Source organism: Flavobacterium fluviatile, from assembly GCF_010645065.1.
In the GTDB taxonomy this organism is placed as follows: domain Bacteria; phylum Bacteroidota; class Bacteroidia; order Flavobacteriales; family Flavobacteriaceae; genus Flavobacterium; species Flavobacterium fluviatile.
Genome location: NZ_JAADZW010000004.1, coordinates 85301 through 104856, shown reverse-complemented (window position 1 = coordinate 104856; position 19556 = coordinate 85301). Strand labels below are relative to the sequence as shown.

Here is a 19556-nt window from a genome sequence, read left to right as displayed (position 1 = left end):
ACTTACGCTTTACTTTTTCAGTTCAGATTAATAGAATCCGGACTAATTTTTATCATTTATCCTAAAATATCATGACAGAAACAACCATACAGAAAAATCTATTTTCTAAAATTTTCACCACATTAAAACAAGCGCTGAAAGGCGACGAATCTTTTGATTACACCTCCGGAAGCATCAAAAAAGCAGTAATTCTCTTAGCCATTCCGATGGTTTTGGAAATGATGATGGAATCCGTTTTTGCTTTAGTCGATTTATATTTCGTAGGACATCTGGAACATAGCAGTTTTGCAATTCAGACCGTTGGTTTAACCGAATCGGTATTGACGGTTATTTATTCGCTCGCTATCGGGATGAGTATGGCAGCGACAGCAGTGGTAGCCAGACGTATTGGAGAGAAAGATCCTGTCGCTGCAGCAAAAGCAGGAATGCAGGCCATTATTATTGCTTTTGCAGTTAATAGTATATTGAGCATTTTCGGAATTATTTATGCGAAAGATATTCTTATACTTATGGGTTCGTCAGTAGAATCTGCAGAGCATGGTTTCAGATTTACACAGATCATGATTGGTTCCAGTTTGTGCATTATGCTTTTATTTCTGATAAACGGAATTTTCCGCGGCGCCGGAAATGCAGCAATCGCCATGAAAAGTCTTTGGATCGCCAACATGTGTAATATCATTTTATGCCCGATTTTAATTAACGGTTTAGGACCTGTTCCTGCTTTTGGTTTGATGGGTGCAGCATTAGCCACTACATTCGGAAGAAGTATTGGGGTTCTGTATCAAATCTATCATTTATTTTCAGGGAACGGAATTTTAAAAATCAAAATTTCATACTTCACTCCGGATTTTACACAAATAAAAGCTTTGGTAAAAATTGCAGCTCCCGGAATTTTACAATTTGTAATTGCATCCTGCAGCTGGATCTTCCTTGCCCAATTAGTAGCTACAACAGGAGCCGATCATGGCTCGGCTGGTTATCAGACCGCACTTAGAATTATGATGTTTTTTATACTTCCTGCCTGGGGATTGAGTAATGCAGCCGCGACTTTGGTTGGGCAGAATTTAGGAGCTAAACAAATTGAGCGTGCCGAAAAATCGGTATTTACGACTGCGAAATACAATGTCATTTTTATGGCTACAATTATGATTATTTCATTGTGTTTTGGCAAATACATTGTTTCCTTTTTTACAAACGACGAAATGGTTAGAGCTGTCGCTGCTGAAGCCTTACAAATTATGAGTGCCGGATTTGTTTTCTACGGAATCGGGATGGTTTTGATTAATACCTTCAATGGCGCAGGAGATACCTGGACACCAACCGGAATCAATTTCTTCGGTTTTTGGCTGTTCCAGATTCCGCTTGCTTATGTATTGGCAAAACATTTCAATATGGGACCAACCGGAGTTTTTATTGCCATTCCGGTTGCGGAAACTGCTATAACGTTGGCTGGAATTTTCTTTTATAAAAAAGGGAGGTGGAAAAGGGTTCTGGTATAAAACACACTTTGTACAATATTTCTTAAATATTTTCGTTGGGTTTAAATAACCAAAAAGATATTTTTATGAAAACAAGGATTAAAATTTTAGTAGTTTTAAGCATTGCATTATTTGGACTATTTGCTTTTACATCAATAGCAAAAAAGATAATTGTTATTGATGCTGCTCATGGCGGATCTGATTTTGGAGCAACGTTGGCAGGATCACAGGAAAAAATAATTGTTGAAACAATTGCTAAAAAGATTAAAAGTCAGAATAAGAATGAAAATCTGGAAATTGTTCTGCTTCGGGAAGGGGATAATTTTATGGAATTAGATGAAAGAGTTTCAATCATCAATAAATTAAATCCGAATTTGGTGATTTCATTGCATATTAACGCTTCTAAGGATTTTAGCAAAAATGGAGTTGAAGCTTACATTTCTTCAGATGCTAAATTTTATAATCAGTCAAAAAAAAGTGCTGAAATTGTATTGGAAAAAATAACTGCTGAAAATTTATCCAAAGGGAAAGTAGCCGAAGCTAATTTCTTTATTTTAAAAAAGTCCGATTGTCCTGCAATGATTCTGGAATTGGGATATCTTAGCAATGAAAAAGACAAAAAATATATTACCAGCGAAAAGGGACAAAATGAAATTGCTGAAAAAATATTAGAAGCCATTAAATAAAAGATATTCTTTAAAAGAAAAGACCTTCATTTTAAAATTTGAAGGTCTTTTTTTATGCTTTTAAACAAATTCATATCCCGCATAAACCTGTTCAATTTCTTTCATAATAGCGAAAAGATTTTCAGGTTCATCAGTGGTAACTAATTTTTGTTTGAATTCTTTGAACGAATGAATTCCTTTGAAATAGTTGGTATAATGACGACGCATTTCTACAATTCCCAAACGCTCGCCTTTCCAGTCCATTGACCATTGCAGATGATTTCTGGCAGCTTCAACACGATCAATAACCGTTGGAGCAGGCAAGTGTTCTCCTGTTTTAAAGAAATGTTTGATTTCATTAAAAATCCACGGATACCCAATTGCCGCACGACCAATCATGATTCCGTCGATACCGTATTCATTTTTATAGTGTAATGCTTTTTCCGGACTGTCGATATCACCGTTTCCGAAAATAGGCATTGTAATTCTTGGGTTGTTTTTTACACGTGCAATATGTGACCAGTCTGAATGACCTTTGTACATTTGGGCACGGGTTCTTGCGTGAATTGTTAAAGCCTGAACACCAATATCCTGAAGTCTTTCTGCCACTTCATCAATATTAATGGAGTTATCATCCCAGCCTAAACGGGTTTTTACCGTAACAGGCAAATCTGTGCCTTTGATAACCGCTTTGGTCAGACGTACCATCAAATCAACATCTTTTAAAACTCCCGCACCGGCACCTCTGCAGACTACTTTTTTTACCGGACAACCGAAATTGATGTCCACCAAATCCGGTTTTACGGTCGAAACGATTTTAGATGACATTTCCATCGCTTCTTCATCACCGCCAAAAATCTGAATTCCAACAGGACGTTCGTAATCAAAAATATCCAGTTTCATGCGGCTTTTTATAGCATCACGAATCAATCCTTCCGATGAAATAAATTCAGAATACATCATGTCAGCTCCATGCGTTTTGCATAATCTGCGAAACGGCGGATCGCTAACATCTTCCATCGGAGCTAGTAATAAAGGAAATTCGGGTAATTCTATGTTGCCAATCTTGACCATCTTCAATATTTTTTGCAAAATTACAACATTTAGTTCAATTCACAGCAAAACAATTAATAAGCTGAAATTAAACCATATAAGTGATATAAGTTCATTTAATTAGAACGTAAATTTCAATACATACAAGCATAGACAATTGAAACTCAAAAAAAGGCGTTTCACTAATTTAAAATTCACATAGTTACGCTGAAATTAAACTATATAAGTGATTTGAGTTCCAATTAAATGAACTTAAATGTTTTCAATACAGACAGTAACAGTTATTTAGAAATTTCAAAAAGGCATTTCATTAATTTAAATGTACTTAATTTTGCGATTTGCTATTACACAAAGTTTTATATGAACTTATATAACTTATATGGTAAAAAAAATCAATATGGTATTATCGATAATCAAAAAACCGAATGGGTTTTCGGCTCATTGGATTAAAAACCAACGGATTTAAAACTTCTTTTGAGGCAAATTCTATTTTTGGAGTAACTCTCAATTTGGCTCTGAAGTGATCCTTAATTTCCTGAAGAAATTCAGGGGATTGGTTTTTAACCGCAATTTTTATCAGGATTTCATCTGTGCCTAAATCATTGGTTGAAATTTCGATCAGATGATTTTCAATATTGTCAAAACTGCTCAAGACATCATTCATCGCAGGTGGATAAAGCGTCGTTCCTTTGTATTTGATCATTTGTTTTTTACGGCCAACAACCGGTCCAACGCGTAATGTGTTTCTTCCGCAGGCGCAAGGTTCGTTATGCAGCTGCACAATATCCCCTGTTTTAAAACGCAGCAAAGGCATGGCTTCAATTCCTAAAGTGGTAAAAGTCAGTTCGCCGGTTTCACCGTTTTTAACCGGCATATTATTTTCGTCCAGAACTTCAACAATAATCAATTCCGGATGATGATGCCCACCGTGACCGTGTTCACATTCTGTAAAAGCGGTACTCATTTCGGTAGAGGCATAAGTCGAAAACAACTTAATATTCCATTTATCTGTAATTTTTTTCGATAGAATATTCATTGAAAAATCCTGTTCTCTCAAAGATTCTCCAATGCAGATGGCGCCTTTTATGCTCGAATTATTATAATCGATTCCGTGGATCTCGGCGTATTCGATTAATTTTAAAAGGAATGAAGGAACGGTAATTAAATAACTAGGATTGTATTTTAAAATCGAATCCCATTGCATTTCCGGAATTCCCGCACCAACGCGGATAACGCCGACTTTCAATTTTCGAAGCCCCAGAAAATACGCCAGGCCGGCCATAAATTTTCGGTCAATTGTAGTCATCAATTGTACAACATCCCCTTCTGCAATTCCGGCGCAGGCAAACGAAATGGCTTCGTTATAAGCCAGTCGGTCCAAATCAGAATCGGTTAAACCAAAAGTTACCGGATCGCCCAAAGTCCCTGATGTAGAAGCGTAATCGATAATTTTATGCTGCGGAACACACAAAAAATCATCGTTATATTGCTGTAAATCTTCTTTTGTTGTTACAGGTAAATATTGTAAATCTTCGAGTGTTTTCACTTTCGAAAGATCAATATTTTGTCCTGCGAAAAGTCTTTTATAAAATGGAGAATTCTCGCTGATGTAAGCTAAAAGCTCAGCTAATTTTTGTTCCTGAAAAATTTTAATTTCCTCTAAAGAATTTTTTTCTATTGCCGGAATCATTGTAATTTTCTTTTGAGTTTTTTTAAATATTTTTCAATTGCTGCTTTTTCAGGAGCAGTGGTAATTTCTTTGGTCAGTGCTTTTTCAAAATTTGCCTGAGCCTGCTGAAATTCTTTCTTTTGGTAAAAATACAATCCTGTTTTATAATACACAACCCAATAATCCGGGTTTAACGATTGATAATTTTGAATGAATTCAGCAGAAATCGTTTCTTCCTTTTTCAGATACAAATCCATTTGATGATCTTCAGTTTTAAACTTTTTATAGTTTTGAAAAGCTTCTGTTTTTATAAAAGGATCTTTGGCAATATTTAGATTTTCCTGTTCGAATGAAACTACGGTTTTTGATCTTTTTGAATTAAAAACAGAATCGAGATTATAACAGACAAATTCGCCCAATTGATACGGATTTGCCGAAACCCAGACCAGTTTTTCTTTTGGTTTAAAAATAATGCCGTGATGTGCCATTAACTGATTCAGCGCTTTTTCATTTCCCAATCCTAGAGGAATATTATTTAAGCCATCTTTGTTTCTGAGAATTTCAGAAGCAATCTGCGGATTTATCTTTTTATTTTCTGATAAAAGTTCCTGCATTCTTTCAAATCGGTATTCAGAGTGACTGTTTACAATTTGTTCCTGATTTCGTTTATCATCCTTAAATGCTTCTGACTGAAAATGATTGGAACAAATTAACTGACTGGTATTTGGCATATCATAAACATCCATTTTTTTTGGAGAAACTTCAATCAAAACCGCTTTGTTGTCCTGCGCGCTTCCTACCATTATGGATTCTGAAACAAATACTTTTCTTTTTTTGGCAATGGCGATCGCTTCATCAATATTTTGAGCGTGCTGTAAAATTTCACGGGTCAGAATCGAAATCGGTGTTTTGGCAATCAGCGGGATTTTAGATTTCGAAGCATTTATAGTTACAGTCAAACCCTGCTGATTCATTCCGGAAACAACGCCAATCATTCCGGGCCAGGTCACCATTATAAAGTTGTGGCCTTGTTTGGGTTTTATAAAAGCAATGATTTTATTTTCTGCGAAAGCGTCATTTACATAAAAATCAAAATTACGCCCGAGAATTAAATTTCCGTCTTCCGATTTTTCATTCCAGGCCGCAAAAGACGAACAGCCAACCAGTGCCAAATCCTGCAAAGCATGTCCAATATCGTGTGCCGCATGCAGGTACAAACCCCGCTGATATTGTGGCGCAATATTGTCAAATTCATGCGAAGTATATTGCGAGACTCCGTAAATTTCTGTCTGATATTCTTCTGGAACATTCATATATAATTTTCGGTTGAACCAGCTCAAAAAATGGCGCAGCATTTTCTGTTGAAATTTGGAAGGGACAATATCTGTTATTTTAGAGAAAAAAATGCGTTGTTGTTTCTGCAAAAGAGAATCAGACAATGCTCCGGTTGTAAGACCAATTTCCAGCGGATCACCTTCGACATATAATTCCCATAGACCTTGTTTGTTTTTTGAAAACGAATTATTTCCTGAAATAAAAGAACTATCGGAAAGTTTAGTTACAACAGGTTTTACAGCATTATAGTTTGAAATATCAGGCAGATGTTTTTTTGATTTTGCGGTACCGCAGGAAACCAGAATTCCTAAAAGACCAATGAGTAAAAGATATGAAATATGGTTTTTCATCACAATTAAGCCTGATTGATTTTAGTAATTAAATATTCTTTGCCAACAATTTCAGAACAGGTTACAACAGCCCCAATTGTTACACCTAAAACCCCGTGCATACTGATACTTTGGCCCGTGAGATACAAATTTTCTAATTTGGTTTTAGACGGAATCAGCGTTTTCATCGGATTGCTGGAATCTTTAACATAGCCGTACATATTGCCTTTATCTCCGCCAATATAATCTCTGTACGACAGCGGACTTGAGGTATGAACAGACTGAATGCAGTCTTTGATTCCCGGAAATTTTATTTCGATTTCAGCTAAAAATTGAGCTGCTTTTCTGGCTTTGAATTCTTCATAACTTTCACCACGGTCATTTTTTTCGGCGGTCGTATTAAAAGTATTTGCCCAGGGCAGGACATCATCAAATTTCATGTACGTGATAAACGTCATTCCTTCTGCCCAGATTTCGTCTTGTTTAGAAGCATTCATAGAAGCCATATACATTTTTGGCCACGAATTTTCATCGTATTCGTGCGCCGTCCAGACTTCACCGCTATTTTTAAAATGATAATAATTATGGTTGATGTATCTGAAAGCCTTTGGTTTAAAAACCAGGTACAGACTAAAGGCGGAAAGTACGCCTTCTAGATTTTGAATCCGGTTGAAAAATGGCTTTCTGAAATTTTCTTCACCGGCCATTTTTAAAGTCGTTTTGGGTTCAATATTCGAAATAAAAAGCTTTCCGGAAACCTGCGTTCCATCTTTCATCTTAACCGAATTCACTTTGTGATTTTCGACTTCAAAATGGGTAACTTCTTTGTATTTGTAAAATTCGCCGCCGTATTTTTTAATCTGTTTCAAAAGCTGCTTGGTAATCTGGCTTCCGCCGTTGATGCAGCGCCATGAACTTTCTATATACGAATTTACAATTAGCGCATGAACATAAAATGGGGACTTGTCCGGAAGACCTGCATACAGAAAATTCGAACCTGCCAAAACGGCCTTTAGTTTTTCATTTTGGGTAAATGAATCAATCGTTTCTTTCGCATTAAGCGTTAAAATTTCATCGTCATATTTTCCTTCCCATTCTAAGTTATAGAGCGGAAAAGAACTGCAGACTTCTTGTAAACTTTTACAATAGTTCTCAATATTTTCTTTTTCTTCGGGAAAAGATTTAACTAATTGGCGAACAAAATTCCCATAGCCCTGCGCATGCGGATATTCGGTAGTATCATCTTCAAAAGAAATAACATCGAAGGAGTTTTCGTCTAATTGCTTCAGGTTTAGTTTGTCGATAATTCCCAGATATTTAAAATACTGATGAAGGTTCTGGCCTTCACCCAAACCTCCGATATAATGAATTCCGGTATCAAAAATCGTTTTATCGCGAACAAAAGTCTGAAGATTTCCTCCGTACTGATTGTTTTTTTCGAGCACGCAAACGCTGTAGCCTTCTTTAGCCAGAATAATGGCTGAAACCAATCCGCCTAAACCGCTGCCTACAATTACTACATCGTATTGCTCTTTCATTTTAATTTTTCTTTAAAATGATGATATCGTTTTCTTCTAAAACACAATCAAAACCAAAGTCAGTTATTGTACTTTTTAAACGGGAAGAACCCACTAAAATTATAGTGGAAGCCTTATTGATTTCCGTAAAATTGTTCAGGTTTTCATCTGAAATTAATACAATGTCATATTCGTTTTCAATCGCAGATTCTAATTGATCCGGATACGATATTTTTCTTTTTTTCGCGATGTAATTGGTTTTGGCAACGGCTCTTTTTTCTTTATCAGAAATGTACGAATGAATTTTTCGCTGTGGTTCCTGCAAAGCGAGTAAAACGTCTAATTGCCCGTAATCATTTGCTAAATGCAGGATTTTGGCTTTCGCCGAAATGTATCGGTTTAGGTGATAATAGGTTTCGAGATTTGATTTCAGATTTTCTTTTACACTTTTTACGACTTCAATTTCTTTGTAATCATAACTGTGAATCAGCATTTTTTTGAAATAATCCGGCCCTTCGATTTCCTGGCGAATTTTGCTGAATTCTGTTCTAAAGAAACTGCTGATTTGTTTGGTTCTTTCAGCATAATTTTTGCCGAAAGAATTATTTTCAGGAGTTATTCGTTTTAAAACAGACACCGTAATATTGCCGTCATAGATTATAAAATCGCCTTTTGGCAGCACTTCAGAAACACCATGAATTAAAATTGGAAGAATATCTAAATTCAGCTCTTCTGCCAGATAAAAAGCTCCTTTGTGAAAACGCTTAATCTGATTGCTTTCAGAACGTGTTCCTTCAGGAAAAATGATTATCGAATACCCTTCTTTTGCTTTTTGGCGTAAATGCTCAACACCGTTTTCAAGCCCTTTTGTAACAGGATAAAAACCTGCTTTTTTAGCAATGGGTCCAAAAAATGGAGAATTATACACCCAGTCATTTACTAAATAAATAACTTTTGGACTCAGCATTCCAATTGTCAGACTATCTAAAAATGAGGTATGATTGGCAATGATTATGGCTGGTTTTTCGAAATTTTCATTAAAATTATTGATTACTTTTTTCTGCACAAACGGATTGGAATATAAGACTGATTTCACAAACTTCGAAATCACAAATCGGAAACTTTTCATTTTCGCTTTTTCACTGACAGGTAAAACCGGCATGATAATCAAAGAATAAAGAGACATTAAAATCCCGCCAAGCCCGTAGTAAAAAAAGGAAATGAAACCATTTAAAAAACTGCGTAATTCGAAAGGTGGGTTTCCGTTTTTTGACCGGTTCGAAATTAACAGTTTAAAAAGAATCGGGTAGAAGATAAAGGTGATAATCAAGGCAGCAAAAACCCCAATCAATGAAACCGATGAAATTGAAGTTAGTGCCGGATGCTTCGCAAATATCATGGCACCAATTCCTAAAATTGTCGTAATCACAGCCAGTATGATTGACGTTCTGTAAATCGCAATTTCGTTTTTTCCGGTGGTATATTCTTTTTGAAGCGCACTGGTCATGAAAATACTAAAATCGACACCGTGACCAAAAATCAAGGTACAGACGATCATGCTGAAAATATTCATCTGAATGCCAAAAATGCCCATAATTCCAGCTGTTACAATTCCGGTTAAAGCAATCGGAATAGAGCTGACAATTACTAATTCGATTCTTCTGAAAAAGAAAAAGAGAATTAAAATCACGGCGACAAATGAATAATTGACAAGCGAATTAAAATCGGTTTTCAAGGTGCTGAAAAAAGTTTCATTCATTTGCTGACGGTCAATTGCAATCAGATTTTCTTTGGCGGAAGCCGATTTTACAAATCTGTCACGTTGTTCCGGCGAAACTTTTACCAAAGTCGAAATGGTATAAAAACCATCTTTTTCGGTTACAAACTCTTTTAATTGTAAAGCCTGAATTTTTAAATATTCATCGGCAGAAATGGGTTTGAAATCAAAGTTTAAATGATCAAAAAAGATGGAATAAGCGGTTGGCTTAAACCCAAGTTTTGAACCTTCGGAAATTAATTGGGATTGTAAAAGCTGTTTTTTATTGGCGTCCCAAAACGAATTCCATCTTTGAATTTTTTGAAACTGTTCCTTCTGCGAAAGCATAATTCCGCCCACAGAACTGAAATTCAATATTTTGTTTTGTTGTTTTGCTGCAGATAAATCGGTAAAAAGCTGACTGTTGTGCTGTAAAACTTCTTCCATGCTTTTTCCGTAAGAAGCCACATAAATCGTTTTTGAAGTCAGGCTCGTGCTTTCTTCTAATTGTTTTTCAGCAGCTTTGATTTCCTTTGGAACAAAATTCAATTGCGACAAATCGTTATTAAAGCCAACATCATTGTAAGTAAAAAAACAGACAATCGTAATTAAAACACAAAATCCAATCAAAAATTTATTGTTATGAAAGGAGAAATGAGCCAGTTTATCGATCACATTTTTCTTATGTTCAAAATTATTTTCTTTTGGTTTGTATAAATGTGGTACAATCAAAAGCGAGAAAAATGCTGAGGCCATCACAATTACGGCTGCAAAAATTCCGAGGTCATTCAGCGCATCAGATTTTACGAATAACAGACATAAAAAAGCAACTGCCGTAGTCGAACTGCTCATAATCACAGGCATCGTGATGTCTTTATACAACGATTTGATGTCGCTGTTGTGTTTGTAATGTGTAAGAATGTGCAGCGAATAATCGATCGTAATTCCTAATAAAATAGATCCGATTCCGAGTGAGATTGCCGAAATCTGTTCTTTTACAAAATATAAAAAGGCAACGGCAAATAATCCGCCAAATAGTGTCGGAATAAAAATAATCAGCGGAATTACTATTTTTCGGTAAAAGAAAATCAGAATCAGCATCAGTGTAATCATGGCGATAGTTGTCGTCAGGACAATATCACTTTTGATCTGACTGGCATTGGCAACGGCAATCAAAGCAGAGCCAAAGTAACTGACTGAAGTTTTTCCTTTAAATTGTTTGTTTAGATTTTCCTGAATCGATTTTAGTTTTTCGGCAAAAATGGTATTCTTTTCGGTTTCGCTCGACGGAAGGTTTGAGGTAATAAAAAGCAATAATTTCTTTTTGTCTTTGGTCATCACGAAACCATTGTCCAGCGCAAAATCATCACCAATATTTAACTGCTGTAATTTTTTTAAAGCGATAAATGAAATTCCAAGCGGATCCTGAAGTATAAAATCTTTTGTTACAAATCCCGAAGGCGAAATTATCGATTTATAATTTCCCTGAACGGTTGCCGCAATACTGTCTTTCTGCAGTTTCTTTTCGATGGAAGCATAATCGTTATTATCCAAAAAAAGCGGCAGATTATGGTAAACAAAATCGATTGTCTCCTGGATATTTTCTTCGTCAATTTTTCCCTGAATTCCGGTAATATAAGGTTTGCAGGATTTAGAAACACTATCAGAAAAAGCAGTTGCCATTTCTTTTAAATCCTCTTCGGAGCCATTTTTTTCTAATTTAAAAATAACAGTAGTTTTGTCTGCGAAATTTAACTGTTTTAGAACTTTTGCCGTAGCATCTGCTTTGTCATTGGCTGGAATAAGTTTGGTTATGTCTTCTTCAAATTTGATTTGAGAAGCAAAAAATCCGAAAATAAAAAGCATCAGCACAGCCAAAAAAACCGAGAGTGATTTTCTTCGGTTTACAAATGAATGTATGGCGTAAAAGTATTGATGCATGATGGATTAAATTTTTTCGCTGCGGATTTCACTAATTTCCACGAATTAATTTGTGAAAATTCGCCACAAAACTTTTTAAATATTTGTGTTGTTTTTAGAACTAAAAGCCGTCAAAAGTAAATAACTAATCAGACCAACGGTTAGCGCAGAAACGGATGCTAAAATAAGACTTCCTACGATATATTGTGTAGCATTTTTTTGAATATCGTCGAGTGTGATCGAACTATCCAAAATTAAAGGCGCGTTGCCGGAAACAAAAATACTTCCTACCTGAAGTGAAGCGTAGATGATAAAAGGAATGAAAGGCGGGAAACTCACGTTTGAAGTCAGATAAGCAATCACTTTGTTAAGCCTGAACAACGCCGCAAAAGTAAAAAGCAAAATGGTCTGAAAACCCCAAAAAGGAGAAAGACCAATAAAAATTCCTAAAGCAATTGCAGCGGCTTTTTTAAAATTCGAATCTTTGCTTTCTAAAATATCCTCGAGAAAGAATTTTTTAAAACCTTTTTTTTTTGCTCTTCTGAAGAAATCTCTTGGTTTGATGTAAAGCAATGCATTAGTTACCAAGACCGTATTCAAAATACTGATACGGGTAAAATCCCGAAACGGACGAAAATGCGAAACACGTTCTGCCGGATCGTACAAAACCTGAATCGGAATGTTTTTTACTGTAATTCCTTTCCACGCAGCGCGCACAATAACTTCAATTTCAAACTCAAATTTATTGGTAAAAAATTGTTTCGGAAGCAATTGTAAAGGATATAATCTGAAACCGGATTGTGTATCATCCAGTTTGATTCCGGTTTCAAACTTAAACCAGAAATTCGAAAATTTGTTACCAAAACTGCTTTTCTTCGGCACGTTTTCCTGTGTCATATTCCGGCTTCCAATCAATAACGAATTGGGTTCTTCCTGAATGGCTGCAATAAAATTTGGAATATCGGAAGCGAAATGCTGCCCGTCAGAATCGATTGTGATGGCATATTCGAATTTCATTTCGACTGCTTTTCTAAAACCGTTTCTGAGCGCTCGTCCTTTTCCTAAATTTTTAGGATGATGAATCTGCGTAAGCTGTGGATATTGTTTTAAAATGTCGAAAGTTTCATCAGTTGAACCGTCATTAACCACAATAATATTTGAAGTGAAATCCAGAACAGAGTCTAGTACTTTTTTTAGTGTTTTTTGATTATTGTACGTCGGCACAATAACGCAAATGTGAGTCGAATTAAGTAATTCCTGCTGTGATTTCATGAGGTGTTTTTTGAGCCTATTTTACAAATTGCTTCTCTTTATCAGAGAAACTTTTAGATTGCAAAACAAAGTCTTTAAGATAGTCTTTCAAAGCTGCACCCTGCGAAGCATAATGTGTCATGATGAATTTTTTATCTTCTTTAATATTTTTCTTGTAGCCAGTAATACTTGGAACATCTTCCTGAATACTCAGTCTGATCATTCGCATTTCGATATTACCCGGATCACTTTTTATTGTGGCTTCAAGTAATTTTGCACCTTCTTTAAAACGTTCGATTTTTTCACCTAACTTTTTTTCAAACTTTGAATCTAATAAAATAGAAGCGGCTTTGTAGGCCACTAAAATTTTATCATCATTATTTGAAACACCTGACAGTTTTGCTACAAATTCTTTGGCATTACTTTCAGATTTTGTAACATCAGCATACATTTTTCGAATAGCAGCCAAATCCGGATTGCCTGCAAAATTTACCAGTAAAAGTAATGTCAGTAGCAGTTTCATAATTATATTTTTTTATACACATTACTCAGTTTCAAAGCAACAGTATCATTAAAATAAGTTGTGTTTTTTACTTTAACCAAATTATCTTCGGTTGTTGTAATATCAAGTTCTAAACGTAATTCCGGAGTGCTTTCAGGATTTATTAGTGCCATAAATTTGACATTTGAAAGTGTCTGAATCATTAAAGTCTGCTGTGTGATTTTTTCTGTCAGTTCTTTAATAATCTGAATCATGCAAACCCCCGGCATAATTGGATTTCCCGGAAAATGACCTTTGAAAACTTCATGTTTTTCATTGACCAGAATCGTGATAGTATGTTTAGAACCGGATATTTTTTCTTCCGAAAGTATTTTGTAAAAGTCTTTTAAAACCATATTTATAATTTATTTTCCTCCAAAAGAATAAGAAATTCCAAGTTGAAAATTGATATTAGTATTATAACTTCCGAATAAATAATGATCATTTCGTTCATTATAATAATAGTCACTATCTAATACATCAAGAGCCCCTTTCTTGAATCTGCCTTCAATTGTCAGCCCCGAAGGCATTCGATATGCAATTCCTGTAATAAATGCTAAATCATTATATGATTCTCTTTTAGCTAAATTATCATTTACCAGAACATCTAAAGCGGGTCCAAATTGGATTTGAATGCCAGGTCCAAATGTAAATTTATTGATGATGGAAAAAGATAAATAACCTAATTGTAAATCACGATGTTCGACTCTTTCTGTATTCGACTCATAATAATTTCTTGCCACATTATCAGATCCTTGCCTGATATAGTTTATTTCTGGCTGTAATGCATAATGTTTTTTTATATTTATCACTCCAAAGCCACCAATGTAAAAGTCAGTTTTATAGTTGGCATGCATTTCTGAAATAGTTGAAAATGTAAAGCCTCCTCTTAAACCAGGCTTAAAGCTAACCTGAGCTTGTGTTTGTTGTAATCCGAAAAAGGATACAACTATTACTGCTATATTTTTAAAACTCAATTTGATTACATTTTAAAAGTATAACTAATACCCAGCTGGAAAACCTGATTCAAAATTATTTCGTCATAATAATAGTCATCATCAACTCCGTCATATCCGTAAATATCTACCAGTCCTTGTTTAACTCTGGCTTCAAATGTTAATCCGTTTGGAAATGTATAACCTACGCCTCCAACAAGGGCAAGGTCAAAATTTTCAGGATTAGTATTGATGTAATTATCATCTACTTTGAAATCTAAAGAAGGTCCTCCTAATATGTGAAATCCGCTTCCTCCAAAGTTAAATTTAGCAACGGCGCCAAGTGTTATATAATTCAGCTCATATTTTTCAGAATAAAAACGGCCGTCTTCAAAGTATCTTCCTTCATCACCTTGTCTTGAATACGTAATTTCAGGCTGGAGCGAAAAATATTTATTGAATTTAATATTCACTAATCCACCAAGATAAAAATCTGTTTTAGAACTATTATTTTCAACATTAGTCAAGGTTGAAAAGTTCAAACCGCCTCGAAGTCCCGGACTCACTTTTACCTGTGCCTGAGTTGTTAAAAGTCCGATAAATAAAACAAATGCAATTAAGGTTATTTTTCTCATAGTTGATTTAGTTTAATGATTAGTTTAATTTTTATTCTGATTTAAAATAATTTAGTTCAATTTTTAACTTGATATTCTGGTGTAAAATGACGACTTTTTTGGCAAAAATATCGTTTTCTAAAGTAAAAGTAATCGTTATTTTATCTTTTGTTTTAGAAGAACGAACTACTTTTTCTAATTTTTGATGTTTTTTGGAGAAGAAAAGATAGTTGTCGCGTTTGCCGTCTGCCGATTTATAAATGTTATTTTCCTCGTTTTCAAATTGTTCCTGAATCAGATATTTGTTTTTAAGAAGTAGATGAAAATCTTCTTCCAAAGTATTTATCAGGATTTTTCGGTCGAGTTCAGAAACCATCGAATTGACTTTAAAATCGTTTTCTGAAATTTCAAAATCCATTAATTTGTTGCCGAATTCAGTTGTAAATACAACACGATGTGTAGTATCATTTATTTTTTTAGCAATAAAAATTCCCGACATTTCGTGACCGTAAACCGTAATGTTTGTTTTATACACATAATCAGTTTTGGAGTCCGAGAAATATGGAACTTCTATCGAGGTTTTATCTAATTTTTTGGGTGTATAATTTTGGGTGACCGAGCCACAGGAAACCAAAACAATCGCCAGAAAGCAATTAATTAGTAAAAACTGAATCGTCGATTTTTGCATTGATCACTTTATTTTTAAGTACAATTCGGGTATAATCATCTGATGATTCCAACAATTTTACCTGAACCACAGTTGCTTCTTCTTTGTTAAAAGTCAGTTCAATTTGTTTGATGTATTTTTTCAGCGTAGCATCTTTCGGAATAAATTTCGCCAGATTTTGCCCTTTTAATTTGAAGTATGAAATCGTAAATTCCTTATCGTCAAACATGTTTCCGCTAACACTTCCCACAATTAATTTATTGATTCGTGCGAAGATTTTGCTGTTGCCAATATCAACCGCGCTTTTTTTTCCTTCGTCGTTAATCAGGATTTTTCCGTTTTTGAAAACGATGCTGTAATTGTATGGTTTTTTATATTGCCAGGACAATAATGCGGGTTCTTTAAAAAACATTTTTCCGGATGTTTCAATGTCTTTCGACAAAAAATCCAAATGTTTGTATTGCACAAAATCAGTACTTAAAGTCTTGATTTTTTTGGATACTACATTTACGTCTTCTTTAAATTTAGATATTTCTGCAGCAGTCATTTTTTGTTCTTGTGCAAACAAACTACCTGAAATAAAAAGAATTAGTAGTGCTATTTTAGTTTTCATATTTATTACAAATTGTACTTATTATTCTGCCACGAATTACACCAATTTTCACCAATTTTAATTAATAAAATCCGTTTTAATCAGCGTCTTCGTGTAAGCGAACCCGTTTCATCCGTGTTCAATTTTCATAAGCTTTAAGGTTCAAAAGTTCTTCAATCGAAACCGCTTCATAATTGTTTTGCTGCAAAAATTGCAAAAACTGTTCCAATACAAAAACAGAATGTGGAGCAGTATCATGCAAAAGTACGATTCCGCCGGGAGAAACCCGTTTTTTAATTCGGTTCAAAATTAAATCCTGATTTTTTGTTCCACCGTCAAGCGAACGAATATTCCAGCCAATTACTTTATGTTTTGTAAATTTTAAAGCTCTTCTAATGGATGGTGTTGTAACTCCGTAAGGCGGTCGAAAAAAGTTAATTTTTTTGGATGTAAATTTTTCCAGAATTCTATCTGTTTTTTGAAGTTCTTCCATTATGGTTGGGTAGGTATAAAAATCAAAAAACTTAGAATGCGAATACGTATGATTTCCAACCAGATGACCTTCATCAATTATTTTCTGAAGAATTTCAGGATGCGTTTCAATATTTTTTCCAATGCAGAAGAAAGTCGCTTTTGCATTGTATTTTTTCAGAAGTTCCAAAACTTCCAAAGTAAATTCACTTGGTCCATCATCAAAAGTCAGTGCAATTTTTTTCTCTGTTTCCGAAGGGTTATTGCAGAAAGCTTTTACGTGATAATTGGAAGAAATTCGGGCAGAACCAAAAGCATTTATTCCCATCCAAACCAAAATAATCAAAACAAACCACCAAAAATTAATTGCGATATAAAGTTTCAGAAGAACTAATAAGAGCAATAAAAAAATGAAAAACCGTGATATGTTTTTATGCGTTATCATTTTGACAGCAGCGTAAAACTATGGTTTTTCCCGTTTAATTGATTGTATAATAAAATGGTATTATAAGTTGGTTTTACAACCGAATTCACTTTTATAATTTCAGGAATTTCCTGTGTTTTTAAAATTTTAGATGCCATCCATAAAGCAAAAGCCGAAGCCGTATCGTACGCGCCGCTCAAATGTTTGTAATACAGTTGAGGTGTTTTTACGAAAGCATTTTCAGAAAGATTTCGATAATAAGAATCAGAATCTGAGTTTCCGTCAAAACCTAAAACAACGGCGTCAAGGTCAGTAATTTCTAAATGGTTAGATTTTAAAAATAAAATTAGGGCTTCTTCAACTTCATTTTCTTCAAGTGAATTTTTTATTTCAACATCTAAAATTTCGGCATACGTCGAATCCTTTTTTTCATTTTCTAAAACAAAAAAACTGGCACCTTCGCCATAAACAACTCCAGTTGAATTTGCGTTCAAAACATTTGACGGAAGATCGTTTTCTTTTTTGATTCTTCCGGCAAGTTTAAAAAGCGAAGTCGTATAATCGCCATTTTCATCAACACCGCCCACTAAAATTGAATTAGCTTCGTTTTCTTCAATCTGCATTTTAGCATCCAAAAGAGCCGATTCAAAAGAAACCGCTCCGTTGACATACGTAAAATTATAGCCTTTGCATTGCTGTAAAAGTGCAATCTGTGCACCAACTGTATTGTGTGTGGATTGAATGAAAGAAGTTGGTGTTAAAAATTCTTCGTTATTATCTAAAATGCTTTTCAGGAATTTTTCAGAATCTTCGATACAACCTAAACCCGTTCCGGTGATAATCGCATCGACATTTTCAACATTCGCATCTTTCATCGCCAAAGCCGAAGCAACGATTCCGTTTTTTACGCCTTTTGCCATACGTCGGCTGGCGGCTGGCGAAATATATTCTTTGTATGCCGGCGGAACAATTGCCAGTACATTTTCATTATGATTTACAACAGCTTCTTCCAAAAAAACAGTATCAAATGTTTTTTGAGTCGAAATACAGCCTACTCCATTTATATATGTTTTTTTACTCATTAGCTTTTTGAAAATATAAGGGTTGAACAATTTCCTCCAAAACCAAAAGAGTTGGACAAAACGTGTTCGATAGTTTTATTTTTTAAAGTAGTCTGCGGAGTCAAATCAAATTCTTCCATCGGAATTTCAAAATTTAAGTTCGGATAAACCACATTATTCTGAATGGCCAAAACGGAATAAACTGCTTCAATCGCCGCCGCAGCCGCTAAAGTGTGTCCTGTATAAGGTTTTGTAGAACTGAAATCAGGAACTTTTTCGTTTTCATAAATTCGCAGCAAAGCTCTTCCTTCAGATAAATCGTTGTTCGGCGTTGCTGTTCCGTGTACGTTGATGTAGTCAATTTGAGAAGGTTTCAAACCTGAAACTTCAAATGCTTTTTTCATTGCCAGATAAGCACCCTCTCCATTTTCTGAAGAAGCAGTCTGGTGAAAAGCGTCATTGGCATTTCCGTAACCCGAAACTCTTGCCAATACTTTTTTATTTTGCTTGGCTACAATTTCATCCGATTCTAAAACCAAAAAAGCCGCAGCTTCTCCAAGATTTAATCCTTTTCGGGTATTGTCAAAAGGTTTGTTGTAATCGTCAGATAAAATCATCAGGGTTTTAAATCCGTTAATGGTGAATTTTGCCAAGGCATCAGCACCGCCCACAATAACACGATCTAATTTCCCGGTTTTGATTAATCTCGCACCCAGCATAATCGAATTTGCTGCAGAAGAACAAGCCGTACTAATGGTTGTTACCATTCCTTTCAAACCGAGCTCTTCGGCAATTTTTTCAGCAACATCGCCTCCATCATGACAGGTGATGTATTTTACCAATTCCGGTTTTTCGAAATAATCGTAATAATGTCTTTCGGTCATGTCCATTCCGCCCACGCTGGTAGCCGAAATCAGTCCGGTCCTGAATTCGTTGATTGATGTAATGCCGGCATTTTCAACAGCTTGTTTTGCTGCTAAAGTGCCAATCATAGCGGTTCTCGAAAAATTATTATTTTCAGGAAGCTGCAATTCGGCAACGAGTTCTTCATTGGTCTTTTTGATTTCACCCACTTTGATCACATCGGCATGAACCGTTGGGATATTTTCAATACGGGAAATACCAATTTTATTTTCGATCAGGGAAATATAATTTTCTTCGACTGAATTTCCAATCGAAGAAATAATTCCCATGCCCGTTATTGCAACACCTTTCATCTAATTTTAGATTTATGATTTGATTAAACTTTGCGCCTTTGCGTCTTTGCGAGCAAATTTC

At 35.0% G+C, this 19556-nt stretch carries 17 protein-coding genes; 2 read left to right on the top strand and 15 right to left on the bottom strand.

Annotated elements, in window-relative coordinates; translation table 11 throughout:
• The first annotated feature begins 71 nt into the window (after positions 1-71).
• The gene (locus GXM17_RS07135; RefSeq protein ID WP_163398608.1) at positions 72-1499 is read left to right on the top strand and encodes an MATE family efflux transporter; all 1428 of its coding nucleotides are present in this window, start codon (positions 72-74) and stop codon (positions 1497-1499) included.
• Positions 1500-1564: 65 nt separating this feature from the next.
• Positions 1565-2164, top strand: a complete 600-nt coding sequence (locus tag GXM17_RS07130; protein WP_163398607.1) for an N-acetylmuramoyl-L-alanine amidase family protein — start codon at positions 1565-1567, stop codon at positions 2162-2164.
• A gap of 60 nt (positions 2165-2224) precedes the next feature.
• Here the strand turns inward: GXM17_RS07130 and dusB are convergent, their stop codons facing one another.
• The 15 genes from dusB to GXM17_RS07055 form a co-directional block, all read right to left on the bottom strand.
• Positions 2225-3217, bottom strand: coding sequence for a tRNA dihydrouridine synthase DusB (gene dusB, locus GXM17_RS07125; protein WP_163398606.1), 993 nt, complete (start codon positions 3215-3217; stop codon positions 2225-2227).
• 382 nt (positions 3218-3599) lie between these two features.
• The gene (gene flxY, locus GXM17_RS07120) at positions 3600-4886 is read right to left on the bottom strand and encodes a flexirubin biosynthesis putative acyl-CoA ligase FlxY (RefSeq protein WP_163398605.1); all 1287 of its coding nucleotides are present in this window, start codon (positions 4884-4886) and stop codon (positions 3600-3602) included.
• Complete coding sequence (locus tag GXM17_RS07115) at positions 4883-6550, bottom strand: C45 family autoproteolytic acyltransferase/hydrolase (RefSeq protein WP_163398604.1); 1668 nt, start codon at positions 6548-6550, stop codon at positions 4883-4885. Before GXM17_RS07115 ends, flxY begins: the two co-directional genes overlap by 4 nt.
• Before the next feature lie 5 nt (positions 6551-6555).
• A complete protein-coding gene (locus tag GXM17_RS07110) occupies positions 6556-8067 on the bottom strand; it encodes a phytoene desaturase family protein (RefSeq protein WP_163398603.1) in 1512 nt (503 codons plus the stop codon).
• A gap of 1 nt (position 8068) precedes the next feature.
• Positions 8069-11743 (bottom strand): 1-acyl-sn-glycerol-3-phosphate acyltransferase, encoded by a 3675-nt coding sequence (locus GXM17_RS07105; RefSeq protein ID WP_163398602.1) that lies wholly within the window; start codon positions 11741-11743, stop codon positions 8069-8071.
• A gap of 75 nt (positions 11744-11818) precedes the next feature.
• Positions 11819-12994 carry a DUF2062 domain-containing protein gene (locus GXM17_RS07100; protein ID WP_163398601.1) on the bottom strand — a complete coding sequence of 392 codons (1176 nt, stop codon included), beginning with the start codon at positions 12992-12994 and terminating at the stop codon, positions 11819-11821.
• Positions 12995-13010: 16 nt separating this feature from the next.
• Positions 13011-13496, bottom strand: coding sequence for a hypothetical protein (locus GXM17_RS07095; protein ID WP_163398600.1), 486 nt, complete (start codon positions 13494-13496; stop codon positions 13011-13013).
• Positions 13497-13498: 2 nt separating this feature from the next.
• The gene (locus GXM17_RS07090) at positions 13499-13870 is read right to left on the bottom strand and encodes an ApeI family dehydratase (protein ID WP_163398599.1); all 372 of its coding nucleotides are present in this window, start codon (positions 13868-13870) and stop codon (positions 13499-13501) included.
• 9 nt (positions 13871-13879) lie between these two features.
• A complete protein-coding gene (locus GXM17_RS07085) occupies positions 13880-14491 on the bottom strand; it encodes an outer membrane beta-barrel protein (RefSeq protein WP_163398598.1) in 612 nt (203 codons plus the stop codon).
• Between the two features lie 5 nt (positions 14492-14496).
• On the bottom strand, positions 14497-15084 hold the full coding sequence (locus GXM17_RS07080; RefSeq protein ID WP_163398597.1) for a porin family protein: 588 nt from the start codon (positions 15082-15084) through the stop codon (positions 14497-14499).
• A 31-nt stretch (positions 15085-15115) separates the two neighbouring features.
• Positions 15116-15751: a flexirubin biosynthesis protein LolB2 gene (gene lolB2 / locus GXM17_RS07075; RefSeq protein WP_163398596.1), complete on the bottom strand. Its 636-nt coding sequence runs from the start codon at positions 15749-15751 to the stop codon at positions 15116-15118.
• Positions 15717-16343: a flexirubin biosynthesis/transport protein LolA2 gene (lolA2, locus tag GXM17_RS07070; RefSeq protein ID WP_163398595.1), complete on the bottom strand. Its 627-nt coding sequence runs from the start codon at positions 16341-16343 to the stop codon at positions 15717-15719. The genes lolB2 and lolA2 overlap by 35 nt, the downstream gene beginning before the upstream one ends.
• Before the next feature lie 118 nt (positions 16344-16461).
• Positions 16462-17121: a polysaccharide deacetylase family protein gene (locus GXM17_RS07065; protein ID WP_244307351.1), complete on the bottom strand. Its 660-nt coding sequence runs from the start codon at positions 17119-17121 to the stop codon at positions 16462-16464.
• Positions 17122-17234: 113 nt separating this feature from the next.
• Positions 17235-18299, bottom strand: coding sequence for a beta-ketoacyl synthase N-terminal-like domain-containing protein (locus GXM17_RS07060; RefSeq protein WP_163398593.1), 1065 nt, complete (start codon positions 18297-18299; stop codon positions 17235-17237).
• Positions 18299-19495: a beta-ketoacyl-[acyl-carrier-protein] synthase family protein gene (locus tag GXM17_RS07055; RefSeq protein ID WP_163398592.1), complete on the bottom strand. Its 1197-nt coding sequence runs from the start codon at positions 19493-19495 to the stop codon at positions 18299-18301. Before GXM17_RS07055 ends, GXM17_RS07060 begins: the two co-directional genes overlap by 1 nt.
• Positions 19496-19556: the final 61 nt, after the last annotated feature.